Source organism: Streptomyces sp. NPDC054757 (assembly GCF_053612185.1).
This window is the reverse complement of the sequence record NZ_JBSHBW010000001.1, coordinates 207,037-218,690: the sequence shown is the minus strand read 5'-3', so window position 1 is coordinate 218,690 and position 11,654 is coordinate 207,037. Positions and strand designations below refer to the sequence as shown.

Sequence of the window (11,654 nt, the reverse complement as noted above, 5' to 3'; positions counted from 1 at the left end):
CGGACTGGCCATAATCGTTCCCATGGCGCATCAGCACAGCTCACAGCCGCGGCTGTCATCCAGGAGTTACGAAGAAGACATCCGGCTGCTGCTCGCGCCCCGGCTGGCGTACTTCGAGGCGGTCGCGCGCCACGAGCATGTCACCCGGGCCGCACACGAGTTGGCGGTGCCGCAGTCGACCCTCTCGCGCGCGATGGTCAGGCTCGAAGCGGACCTGGGGGTGGCGCTGTTCGCCCGCAGGGGCCGCTCCGTCTCGCTGACGCCCGCGGGCCGGACGCTCCTGCCGACGGTGGAGCGGGCGCTCACCGAGGTCGAGCGGGCCGCGGAATCCGTACGGGCGGACGCCGATCCCGCGTCGGGCCGGATCACCTTCGGCTTTCTGCACACCCTGGGCCCCGAGACGGTGCCCGGACTGATCCGCGCCTTCCGGGCCGACCACCCGCGGGTGCGGTTCCAGCTCGTGCAGAACTACGGCGAGGCGATGATCAAACGGCTGCGCGCCGGGGAACTCGACCTCTGCCTGACCTCCCCGGTGCCGGACGCGCCCGGTCTGGTCGCCCGGCGCCTGGACGAACAGCGGCTGCGGCTGGTGGTGCCGGACGACCACCGGCTCGCGCGCCGCAGGCGGGTCAGGCTTGCCGAGGCCGCCGACGAGAGCTTTGTGACGCTGGAACCGGGGTTCGGGCTGCGCCGTATCACCGACGACCTGTGCGCGGAGGCCGGTTTCACCCCGCGGATCGCCTTCGAGGGCGAGGAGGCGGAGACGCTGCGCGGGCTGGTCGCGGCGGGGCTCGGGGTGGCGCTGCTGCCGCCGCCCGCGGTGGCCAGGCCGGGGGTGGTGGAGCTGGCGGTGACCGCGCCGCGTGCGGTGCGGGAGATCGGGGTGGCCTGGCTCGACGGCCACCCGGACACGGTCCCGGTGGCCGCGTTCAAACAGTTCCTGCTGGCCCGGCGGGGGCGGCTGCTGCCGGATTAGCGGCACGGACGCGCCCGCCCGTGCCGCCGGTGGATGCCGGTGGATGTCGCTGGATGCGGTTGGCCGTCTGACACCGGCTGACCGCGGGACCCCCGTAGCTGTCTGGCACCGGATCGCCGCAGAGCACCGGCCACCGTCCGGCACCGGATCGCCGCAGAGCACCGGCCACCGTCCGACACCGTCCGCGACCGCCCGGTCGGCCTGATCCGGACGGAAGACAGCCCTTAGTCGAACGCGGCCCGGTGATCGGCGGCCCAGGCCGCGTAGGTGCGGGCCCGGCGGCCCAGGACCGCCGTCACCTCGTCGGTCAGCCGGGCGTTGCCGCCCGAGGCGATGAACTGCTGGCCGAGTATCGCGCCTTCGGCGAATTCAGGGTCCCGCCCGGCGGCGATCATCTGCTCCTTCGCCACGTCCAGCGGTACGTCGACGGTCTCGACCGGGCGGCCGAGCGCCGTCCGCAGGATCTCCGCCTGGTCGGGTGTGCTCAGCAGCTCCGGTCCGGTCAGTGTGTAGGTCCTGCCCGAGTGGCCGGACGTGGTCAGCGCGGCGACCGCCACCTCGGCCACGTCCCGGGGGTCGATCACCCCCTGGGCGCCCTTCCCGGTCAGATTGGCGATGGGCTGTCCCGCCCTGATGGTCGCGGCCCAGTGCAGGCTGTTGGTGGCGAAGCTGCTCGGCCTGAGGATGGTCCAGGCCGCGTCGCCCGCCCGGAGCGCGTGTTCGCCGGGGCCGTGCCAGACGCTCGTCCTGAGTGCGGTGTGCTCGCCGGTTCCGATGGCCGACAGCTTGACCACTCGCCCGACGCCATGGGCCCGTACGGCGTCGAGTACCGCCAGGTCGTGCCGCTCGATCCACGGCCCCGGCGCGTCGAGGAGGAAGACGGCGTCGGCCCCGGCCACCGCGCTGTCGAGGGAGTCACGGTCGTCGAAGTCCCCCCGTACGACCTCGGCCGGCAGCTTCGCGCCTTCCGGCTTCCGTGTCATGGCCCGTACCCGCTCGCCGCGCTCGGCCAGCAGCCGGACCACTTCGGTACCTATGGTGCCCGTCGCACCCGTAACAAGGATCATGACGAGCACTCTGCCGCCGTACCGCCGGGCGGATATAGGAAAAACCGGCGGTCGTAGAGTGGCCGGTGTGGACACGATGATCCCGGCACCCGCGCTCCGCCCCTGGATCGCGGACGTGACGCTGCCGCGGCCCGACCGGGCTCTGCCGCTGGTGCATCTGCCCGACGCCGCCACCGCGCTGGTCTACCGCCGTACCGGCCCCGGGACCGGCGAGCTGCGTGTGGTCGGCCCGCGCAGCCGCGCTTCGTACCATCCGGGCAAGGAGCTGCCGATGTGCGTGCGCGCCCGGCTGCGGGCCGGCGCCGCCAGGTCGCTCTTCGGGGTCCCGGTCAGCGAACTGCGGGACAGGGCCGTGCCGCTCACCGATCTGTGGGGCGGCCGAGCCGCCGTACTCGAACGCCGGCTCGGCGAACTGACCGGTGCCGAACCGGTCCTGCGGTGCATCGAGGCCGCGCTGCTCGAAAGCCTGCACGGCGGTACGGACCCACGCGCCCCACTCATCAGGGAAGCCGTCGATGCGCTGTCGGGTACCGGCGAACGGGTCGCCGCGCTGGCCCGGCGGCTGTCGGTCAGCGAACGCCATCTGCGCGAACTGTTCACCGACCGGATCGGCCTGGCGCCCAAGCGGTTCGCCCGTATCCAGCGGGTCCGTACCGTGCTGGCCGGGGCGGGCTCGGCGCAGTGGGCCGGCCTCGCCTCCGACACCGGGTACTACGACCAGTCCCACATGGCGGGCGACTTCCGGACCCTGATGGGAGTGTCACCGGCCGCCTTCCGCTCGGGCCGGCTTCCCGAAGCGACGCCCTGCGCCACCTGACGCGGGGCCCGGCGGCCGGGTCCCCACGTCAGGTGACGCGCACTCAGAAGTGCCTGCGATACGCCTTGTTGGCGATCCGCCAGCCGCTGTCGGCGTGGACCAGCAGGAAGACGTCGGTGAATGTGTCCGGGCCGTGCGAGAGCGTCATGGTCGCGGTCGCGACGGTGCCGTGGACGTCGACGGCATCGATCCGGCGCCGGCGGGCCGCCTCGTCCGGGGCGGGCCGGCCGTGGAAGAGGCCGCAGTACTCGTCCAGGCGCCACGACACGAACGCGCCGTCCCTGAGCCCCTCGATATGGGCGGTGGGAAGGAACGCGGCACGGAAGTGCGCCGGGTCGCCGGTCGCGTGGCCGCGGATGTAGGCGCGCAGCGGTTCGAGTACCGCCTCCTCCACCGCGGGGGCCGTGGCGGCGACGGCGATGTCGGCTTCGGGGGCGGCGGGAGTGCCTTCCAGGCCGGCCGCGCCGCGCAGCGGGGTGTCCGACGCGGCGGCCAGCAGCGCCATGTCCTTGGCCAGCGCGCCGATCGTGAAGTCGGCCGTCCCGGTGGCGGGAGGGGCGGTGAGGAAGGTGCGCTTACGGGCCACGAGCCCGCCGAGCTGGCCGAGTTCGAGTACGTCCAGCACCCGGGTGCGGGGCAGCGCGAGAGCATCGGCCTGCCGCAGTGAGTCGCGCAGCGCGAGGACGGCGCCGGCCAGGCTGTTGTTGGCGACCAGCTTGAGCGCGGCGGCAGTCGGGGCGTCATCGACGTGCAGTACGGTGCCCAGCGCTTCCAGGACCGGCCGGGCCCGGTCGAGTGTGTCCTGGTCGGCGGCGGCGAGTATCCGCAGGGTGCCGGAGGCGACGGCCGGCACCGAGCCGAGCACGGGCGCGTGGACGTAGGGCCGGCCGATCCGCCGGGCCAGCGCCGACGCTTCGGCGGGGGCGATGGTGCTGGTGTTCAGCACGACCGCGTCCGGTCGCAGCGAGTCATGGACGGCGTCGAGGACCTCCAGACAGGCCGGGCCGTCGAACAGCGCCAGGAGTACGAGATCGGCCTTCGCCACGGCTTCGTCCGGATCACGGGTCGTCCTGACCGCGTCGGAGGCACGCCCGGAGCGGGTCCAGCCGACGACGTCCAGGCCCTGGGCCGCCAGTCGTGTCGCGATCGTGTCGCCCATGCGCCCCAGGCCGAGTACAGCAACGGTGTGCGGTGTGGTCATGAGTGCAAGACTCGTGCACCGCCACAGCTGCGACAAGCGCATATTCGGCAGGGAAGCCCTGCGGAGACCGCATACCTCTCCGCCATACTGGAGTGATGGAACTGACCGTCTGGCGGACCTTTGTGACCGTGTGCCGACTCGGGTCGCTCTCGGCGGCGGCCGCCGAGCTCCACCACACCCAGTCGGCCGTCTCCCGGCAGATCGCCGGGCTTGAGCAGCAGCTCGGCGTGGCCCTGCTGGAGCGTCATGCGCGCGGGGTGCGCCCCACACCCGCCGGTGAGGTGTTCCACCGGCACGCCCGGACCGTGCTCGACGAGGCCCGACGCGCCGTCCGCGCCGCACGGGAGACGGGCGACGGCACGTCCGGCCGGCCGCTGGCCGTCGGCGCGACACCCTCGCTCGCCGCGGGGATCGTGCCCGAGGCAGTCCGGGGCCTGCTGGAGCGGGCCGGGTCCGTCCGGTGGAGTCTGCTGCCCGGCCTGAGCGCAGAGCTGCACCACCGGGTGAGCGCCGGCGATCTCGACCTGGCCGTCGTCACCGACGCCCCGCCGGGACTGCCCCAGGACCCGCGGGTCGCCCGCGGGTTCCTCGGGCTGGACGAGATGGTCGTCGTCCTGCCCGCCGGCCATCCGCAGGCCGGGCCGGGCCCGGTGCCCATGCGGGCGCTGGCCGACCAGATCTGGGTCGAGGACAACGACGGCTCGGAGGCCCTGCTGCGCCGGCACGCCGCCCGCGCCGGAGTCAGCCCGCGCATCGACCTCGCCGCGGCCGATCTGCCCGGCAAGCTGGCCCTGGTCGCGACCGGTCACGCCATCGCGCTGATACCCGGGGTGCTGAGGCGCGCGCTGCGGGCCGACGTCACGACGGTGGCCCTGGCCGATCCCCCGACCCGCGGCATCTACACGCTCACCCCGCGCCGGGACCCGCACCCCTGGGCCGCGCCCCTGCTCGACCAGCTCGCGGCGGCCTTCGCACCGGGCGGCCGGGCGGGTCCTCAGAGCACCTGACCCGGGTCGCTACCCCAGCGTCCTGCCGAACCCGGCGGCCAGCGGCATCCGCAGCCCCAGCGGCGGCGGCGCGGCGAACGCGTCCACCACCGGCCGTGCGTACGCGTGCGAGAACAGCGCGCCCCGTACGAAGTCCGATGCCAGCGCCACCACTTCGGACCGGTGCTGGCGCAACGAGTGCCCGTCGGAGTGGACTTCGAAGCGGCAGGTGTCGCGGTTGGTCTTCTTGGCGCGTTCCGCGAGCCGGTAGGAGAGTTCGGGGTCGCAGCGTGCGTCCGTGGTGCCGTGGACGAGGAGGACCTGGCGGCCCACCAGCTGCTTCACCGGTTCGGGTTCGGCGGCCACGGCGTCGTCGGGCAGCCACGGGGCGACCGCCAGGACCGAGGTGACCGCGGAGTGGCCCGCCGCGTGCAGGGCCGCCCGGCCGCCCATCCCGTGGCCCGCCAGACAGACCGGGACGTCGCCGTACCGCCGCAGCGCCTCGTCCACGGCCCAGGACGCGTCCTCGGCGAGGTGCGCGTCCGTGCCGTTCCAGCCGCGGAAGCGGTAGCGGACGACATGGGCCGCGAGCCCGTCGCCGCGGCCCGCGCGGGCCAGTCTGCGGGCGGGCGGGCGCAGGGAGACGTACGGGAGGGGCGAGGAGCGGCGCGTGGAGACCGGGTCGCCGTCGGGGAGCAGCAGGACCACACCGCTGACCGCGGACGGTGTCCCGCCTGCCCCAACTGCCGGTCCCAGCCTGGCCTCCGGCGGGGCGGGTGCTTGCTGTGCCATAACGGAACAGTCTCAGAAGCGGAGGTGTACTCCACCCTTCCGAACGGTCACTGTTACATATCGGCGGGGAGCGTTCTACGCGCGTAGGGGCTAAAGTGCCCAGATGACGAGCCAGACCACACAATCGCCCACCACGGATCAGATCGGCCGAGCCCCGAAGGTGCTCCTCCACGATCACCTCGACGGGGGCCTGCGCCCCGGCACGATCATCGAGCTCGCCCGCGCGACCGGCTACACGGCCCTCCCCGAGACGGACGCCGACAAGCTCGGCATCTGGTTCCGCGAAGCGGCCGACTCCGGTTCCCTGGAGCGCTATCTGGAGACCTTCGCGCACACCTGCGCCGTCATGCAGACCCGCGAGGCGCTGGTGCGGGTCGCCGCCGAGTGCGCCGAGGACCTCGCCAAGGACGGCGTCGTGTACGCCGAGATCAGGTACGCCCCCGAGCAGCACCTGGAAGGCGGTCTCACCCTCGAAGAGGTCGTGGAGGCCGTCAACGAGGGGTTCCGCGAGGGCGAGCGGCTGGCCAGGGAGAACGGCGACCGGATCCGGGTCGGCGCCCTGCTCACCGCGATGCGGCACGCGGCCCGTGCCCTGGAGATCGCCGAACTCGCCAACAGCTACCGGGACCTGGGCGTCGTCGGCTTCGACATCGCGGGCGCGGAGGCGGGCTTCCCGCCCACCCGGCACCTGGACGCCTTCGAGTATCTGAAGCGGGAGAACAACCACTTCACGATCCACGCCGGTGAGGCCTTCGGGCTGCCGTCGATCTGGCAGGCGCTCCAGTGGTGCGGAGCCGACCGGCTCGGGCACGGGGTGCGGATCATCGACGACATCGAGGTCGCCGACGACGGCACCGTGCAGCTGGGGCGGCTGGCCTCCTACGTACGGGACAAGCGGATCCCGCTGGAGATGTGCCCCACGTCGAACCTGCAGACCGGGGCCGCCGACTCGTACGCCGGGCACCCCATCGGGCTGCTGCGGAAGCTGCACTTCCGGGCGACGGTCAACACGGACAACCGGCTGATGTCGGGCACCACCATGAGCCGCGAGTTCGAGCACCTGGTCGACGCGTTCGGCTACACGCTCGACGACATGCAGTGGTTCACAGTCAATGCGATGAAATCCGCATTCATTCCTTTCGATGAACGTCTCGCCATGATCAACGACGTCATCAAGCCGGGATACGCGGAGTTGAAGGCCGAGTGGCTCTTCCGTCAGACCGCTGTGACCAGTGGTTCCGCGGCCGGGGCGCGCTGACCCTCCCCTCGCGGGGCGGCCGGGATGAACCCTTTCCGGCCGCCCCGCCGCGTTTGCGGGCGGCGGTGACGGCTGGCTACCTTGCGTAGCCGCTCAATTCCCCTCCCCCCGCAAGGACGTTTTCCTCATGAAGCAGTCTGCCGCCAAGACCCTCGGTGTCGCCGTTCTCGGTGCCGCCTTCGCCGCGGTCGCCGCAGGTTCCGCCTCCGCCGCCGTCGTCCCGGCCACCCCGGACGTCACGGGCACGCTCGGTACGGTCACCAGCACACTCCCGCTGAACGCCGTCACCTCGAAGATCCCGGCCGGCAAGAACAACTCCGTACAGTCCGGGCGGCACGCGGTCGGCGGTGCGAAGCGCGCGCTCAAGGGCGGCAGCGGGGCCCAGGGCAACAAGGGCCTGCTCGGTGGCCTGCCGACCGGGACCGTGACGGACGCGGTGAGCGGCATCGGCCAGTGATCTCCGGCTGACTTTCCCGGCGCGGCCGGGGACGGTCCGCGCGAAGACGGGGCGCACACCCCTCCCCAGGGTGCGCGCCCCGTCCGTCGTGTGCGGGTGGGCGGTGTGCCGTACTACCAGGCGGCCGACGGCGACTTCTCGCCCGGCACCAGGATCCACAGCGCCAGATAGAGCAGGAACTGCGGCCCCGGCAGCAGACAGGAGACCAGGAAGATCACACGCATCGTGGTCGCAGAGGTACCAAAGCGCCGTGCCAGCGCTGCGCACACTCCGCCGAGGACGCGGCCTTCACGGGGGCGGACAAGTGCGGACATGTGGGGCTCCTTCGCGAAGCGTCGCGGGAGCGGTTCCGTTGCGCTCCCTGTATATCCATCATGACGCGCGGCGGTGGTACAGAGCATCGCTCCACGGGGCGATCCCGACCCTGGGAATCGTCGGGGTAGCCCCCTGGAGGGTGTCATCCCGGAGGACGGCGGTCCGCTCCGCCCGCTCCGCCCCCCTGCGCCGCAGCCGGTACCGCACGGCGGGCACCACGAGCACATGCGCCACCGCGACCCCCACCGTGTTCAGCAGCACCGAGTCCACATCGACCACCTGGCCGGGCACCCCGGTCTGCAACAGCTCGATGGCCAGCGAGATCAGCGCACCCGCCGCGACCGTACGGGCCAGCGAGGCCCAGGGCGAGACCCGCAGCCGCCCGCCGGCCAGCGGCAGCAGCACCCCCAGCGGGGCGAGCAGCAGCAGCGCCTCACCGATCCGGCGGGTGGCCTCCAGGGCGCCCAGGTCCAGATCCGCCCTGATCCCGGCGAACGGGGTGAAGTTCGAAGCGGTCACCCACATCACATCCAGCGGGCGCAGGGTCAGCCAGCCGACAACGAGAAGATGCGCGGCGAGGAGCAGAACCCCCACGACGCGAGAACGGATGACGGAGCGACCGCCCCTACCTTGACCCACGCCCCACAAGACGCGGTGAGCGGTGGCATCGGTTCCGCCGACTTTGTCACCGTGCCGTCACCGAATTTCCACCAGGCCCCCACGACAGCCCGCCCTTCCGGTCATCCGGCTCCAGAGCCGCCGCCCTTCCGGCCATCCGCCCTTCCGGTCGGGGCGGGGCGCACTACCGGCGTACGTCCCCCAGCTCCGGGTCGGCGTCCGGCCGGGTCTTCAGCTGCTGGGTGCAGGAGTACGCGCGCGGCGGGTCGCCCTCCGGGCCGCCGAGCACCACCGAGCCGTCCGTCTCGGCCGCCGCGCTCTCCGCGTACGTACACACGATCTGGGCCAGCGCGTTGGCCGGCAGGTCCGCGGGCTCGCGGCTCAGCCGCAGTGTGCCGGCGGGGTCGCCCTTGCGTCCCGCACCCACCGAGAGGGAGCCCCGCACATCGGTGCTGAACCCGGCCGCCCGCTCGGACGCGCTGGGCTTCGCGCGCAGTTCGTCGAGGAGCTTTCCGGCCACCCGTACCCCGTCCGAGAGCGTGCGTCCCTCGGCTATCTGCACCGTACGGTCGACGGGGACCAGCCGGCTCCCGCAGACCAGGTAGACCCGGACCGGGATGCCCTGGGGCTCCTGGGAGGCGCCGTCGTCCGCGGGGAGGTCGCACGGCACCCGCGACGGCGCGGCCCCTGCGTCCACCGGTACGGAAGTGTTCCGGATGCCGCACCCGGCCGCCAGCGCGCACAGTGCGGCGAGGCCCACCGCTGTCGCCGCGGCTCTCGAAGGCCCGGCCCTCATGAGTCGCCGCCTTCCTGACCGTCCCCGGCCGGGTCCACCGGCTCGCGCGGCAGCCGCAGCGCGAACACCGCGCCGCCGTCCGGTGCGTTCGCCGCGGTGATGTCACCGCCGTGGATGTGCGCGTTCTCCATCGCGATGGAGAGGCCGAGACCGCTGCCCTCGGAGCGGGGCCGGGACGCGCTCGCCTTGTAGAAGCGGTCGAAGACGTGCGGGAGCACCTCTTCGGGGATGCCGGGGCCGTTGTCCCGTACCGCGATGACCAGTTCGCCGCCCTCGATCCGTACCGAGACCCGGACCGGCGAGCCGCCGTGCTTCAGCGCGTTACCGATCAGGTTCGCCAGGATCACGTCGAGGCGGCGCGGGTCGAGCCGCACCATGATGCCGCGGTCCGCGTCCAGCTCCACCGCGTCGAGCCAGGCGCGGGCATCGATGCAGGCGGTGATCTGGTCGGCGATGTCGACATCGTCCAGCACCAGCCGGGCCGTGCCCGCGTCGAAGCGGGTGACCTCCATCAGGTTCTCCACCAGCGTGTTCAGCCTGCGGGTCTCGCTCACCACCAGCTGCACGGCGGGCGCGATCATCGGATCGAGGCTCTCCGCCTCCTCCTCCAGGACCTCCGATACCGCGGTGATCGCGGTCAGCGGGGTCCGCAGCTCGTGCGACATGTCGGCGACGAAGCGGCGGCTCGCCTCCTCCCGCTCGCTCATGTTGCTGACCTTCTTCTCCAGCGCCGCCGCCGTCTTGTTGAAGGTCCTGGACAGCTCGGCCAGCTCATCGGTGCCGGAGACCCTGAGCCGGGTGTCGAGCTTGCCCTCGCCGAGCCGCCGCGCCGCCTCGCCGAGGCGCTGCACGGGCCGCAGCACCGTCGTCGCTGCGGCCTGGGCGAGCAGCGCCGAGCCGATCAGCGCCAGCGCGGTGGCGATCGCCAGCGACCAGGCGAGCGAGCTGAGGTCCTGCCGCTCCTGGTCGAGCGAGGTGAGCATGTAGCCGGTGGGGCCGCCTCCGGTGACCTTCGCGCCACCGACCAGGTACGGCGTCCCGTGCAGCGTGACGCGCTGCCAGAAGAGGTGGTAGGCGGAGTGCTGGTCCGAGCCGACCTTCTGCTGCTTGGCCACCGCCTCCTGGAGCCGGTGCGGTACGTCGGAGAGCGTGAAGGCGTCCAGGTCGGAGTAGCCGATGACGGGTTTGCCCTTGGCCCGCTCGCCGACGAGCAGCACGCTGTAGCCGGGGTTGCTGGACGCGGCCATCCGCGCCGCCGTCGTCTGCAGCTCGTTCTGCGTCGGCTGCACCGGCAGCGAGGCGGCCCGGTTCTGCATCTCCTGCCGGAAGTCCTTGAGCGCCGAGTCCTGCGTACGCGTCAGCACCGCCTCGCGGTTGAGCCAGTACGCGATACCGGAGGCGGAGACGGCGGCCGTGAGGGCCACCAGGGCGAAGACGACGACGAGGCGCAGCCGCAGGCTGGTCAGGCGCAGCCCGTGGAAGGACAGACGGGTCACTGAGGCGTGTCCAGCCGGTAGCCGACACCGCGGACCGTACGGATCAGGGTCGGCGAGGACGGCACGTCCTCCACCTTCGCCCGCAGCCGCTGCACACAGGCGTCGACCAGCCGGGAGTCCCCGAGGTAGTCGTGCTCCCAGACCAGCCGCAGCAGCTGCTGGCGGGAGAGCGCCTGTCCTGGCCTGCGGCTCAGTTCGAGGAGCAGCCGCAGCTCGGTCGGGGTGAGCTGGAGATCCTCGCCGTTCTTCGTCACGGTCATCGCCGAGCGGTCGATGACGAGACTCCCGAACGCGGCGGAGTCGGTGGACTCGCGCTCCCCGCGGCGCAGCACGGCACGGATCCGGGCGTCGAGCACCCGGCCCTGCACCGGTTTGACCACGTAGTCGTCGGCCCCGGACTCAAGCCCGACGACCACGTCGATGTCGTCGTTGCGCGCGGTCAGCAGGATGATCGGCAACTGGTCGGTGCGTCTGATCCGCCGGCACACCTCGAATCCGTCGATTCCGGGCAGCATCACATCCAGCACGATCAGATCGGGCCGCTGGTCACGCAGCAGCTGGAGACCGTCCTCGCCGGTGGCGGCTGTGGCCACCCGGTGCCCCTGGCGTGACAGAGACAGCTCAAGAGCCGTACGGATGGCGTCGTCGTCCTCGATCAGCAACAGGAAAGGCACGGAGGTCATTCTGGCCCATGGGACAGGGGAGTTCGACCTCCGGAGGGGTTGCGGGCGCTCCTGTGACTCTGTGTGGAGGTTCCCGTCACCGGGCGGCAGGCGGTACGGGACCGGCCTTCCGTCGCCTCTGCTGTCACTCGGATCACGTCCTGCCCCACCCCTTGTAACGCGCCTGTGACAGTCGGCAGACACCGCCATGAA

The 11,654-nt window shown here is 72.3% G+C and carries 13 protein-coding genes; 5 read left to right on the top strand and 8 right to left on the bottom strand.

Translation table 11 applies throughout. From position 1 onward, the window contains the following. Positions 1-22 precede the first annotated feature (22 nt). Positions 23-976, top strand: coding sequence for a LysR family transcriptional regulator (locus ACWGKJ_RS00970; RefSeq protein WP_385025232.1), 954 nt, complete (start codon positions 23-25; stop codon positions 974-976). A gap of 224 nt (positions 977-1,200) precedes the next feature. Here the strand turns inward: ACWGKJ_RS00970 and ACWGKJ_RS00965 are convergent, their stop codons facing one another. After that, positions 1,201-2,043, bottom strand: a complete 843-nt coding sequence (locus tag ACWGKJ_RS00965; protein ID WP_385025235.1) for an NAD(P)H-binding protein — start codon at positions 2,041-2,043, stop codon at positions 1,201-1,203. 76 nt (positions 2,044-2,119) lie between these two features. Between ACWGKJ_RS00965 and ACWGKJ_RS00960 the strand changes: the two genes are divergently transcribed. Next, positions 2,120-2,860, top strand: a complete 741-nt coding sequence (locus ACWGKJ_RS00960) for an AraC family transcriptional regulator (RefSeq protein WP_385025295.1) — start codon at positions 2,120-2,122, stop codon at positions 2,858-2,860. A 43-nt stretch (positions 2,861-2,903) separates the two neighbouring features. On the opposite strand, the gene ACWGKJ_RS00955 is transcribed toward ACWGKJ_RS00960, so the two are convergent. Next, a complete protein-coding gene (locus ACWGKJ_RS00955; protein WP_385025238.1) occupies positions 2,904-4,061 on the bottom strand; it encodes a nuclear transport factor 2 family protein in 1,158 nt (385 codons plus the stop codon). A 95-nt stretch (positions 4,062-4,156) separates the two neighbouring features. Between ACWGKJ_RS00955 and ACWGKJ_RS00950 the strand changes: the two genes are divergently transcribed. Continuing rightward, on the top strand, positions 4,157-5,068 hold the full coding sequence (locus ACWGKJ_RS00950; protein WP_385025241.1) for a LysR family transcriptional regulator: 912 nt from the start codon (positions 4,157-4,159) through the stop codon (positions 5,066-5,068). Positions 5,069-5,077: 9 nt separating this feature from the next. On the opposite strand, the gene ACWGKJ_RS00945 is transcribed toward ACWGKJ_RS00950, so the two are convergent. Then, complete coding sequence (locus ACWGKJ_RS00945) at positions 5,078-5,839, bottom strand: alpha/beta hydrolase (protein ID WP_385025244.1); 762 nt, start codon at positions 5,837-5,839, stop codon at positions 5,078-5,080. Between the two features lie 103 nt (positions 5,840-5,942). Here ACWGKJ_RS00945 and ACWGKJ_RS00940 point away from each other — a divergent pair, with 103 nt between their 5' ends. Both ACWGKJ_RS00940 and ACWGKJ_RS00935 read left to right on the top strand, forming a co-directional pair. Then, complete coding sequence (locus ACWGKJ_RS00940) at positions 5,943-7,097, top strand: adenosine deaminase (protein WP_385025247.1); 1,155 nt, start codon at positions 5,943-5,945, stop codon at positions 7,095-7,097. A gap of 127 nt (positions 7,098-7,224) precedes the next feature. Beyond that, positions 7,225-7,554 (top strand): ATP-binding protein, encoded by a 330-nt coding sequence (locus ACWGKJ_RS00935; protein ID WP_385025250.1) that lies wholly within the window; start codon positions 7,225-7,227, stop codon positions 7,552-7,554. A 113-nt stretch (positions 7,555-7,667) separates the two neighbouring features. Here the strand turns inward: ACWGKJ_RS00935 and ACWGKJ_RS00930 are convergent, their stop codons facing one another. From ACWGKJ_RS00930 to afsQ1, 5 genes are all read right to left on the bottom strand, one after another. After that, positions 7,668-7,868 carry a PspC domain-containing protein gene (locus ACWGKJ_RS00930; protein WP_385025253.1) on the bottom strand — a complete coding sequence of 67 codons (201 nt, stop codon included), beginning with the start codon at positions 7,866-7,868 and terminating at the stop codon, positions 7,668-7,670. A gap of 58 nt (positions 7,869-7,926) precedes the next feature. Beyond that, a complete protein-coding gene (locus ACWGKJ_RS00925) occupies positions 7,927-8,508 on the bottom strand; it encodes a VanZ family protein (protein WP_385025256.1) in 582 nt (193 codons plus the stop codon). Positions 8,509-8,671: 163 nt separating this feature from the next. Continuing rightward, positions 8,672-9,283, bottom strand: a complete 612-nt coding sequence (locus tag ACWGKJ_RS00920) for a hypothetical protein (RefSeq protein WP_385025258.1) — start codon at positions 9,281-9,283, stop codon at positions 8,672-8,674. Continuing rightward, complete coding sequence (locus ACWGKJ_RS00915; protein ID WP_385025261.1) at positions 9,280-10,779, bottom strand: ATP-binding protein; 1,500 nt, start codon at positions 10,777-10,779, stop codon at positions 9,280-9,282. The genes ACWGKJ_RS00920 and ACWGKJ_RS00915 overlap by 4 nt, the downstream gene beginning before the upstream one ends. Further along, positions 10,776-11,453, bottom strand: coding sequence for a two-component system response regulator AfsQ1 (gene afsQ1, locus ACWGKJ_RS00910; protein WP_385025264.1), 678 nt, complete (start codon positions 11,451-11,453; stop codon positions 10,776-10,778). The genes ACWGKJ_RS00915 and afsQ1 overlap by 4 nt, the downstream gene beginning before the upstream one ends. Positions 11,454-11,654 lie beyond the last annotated feature (201 nt).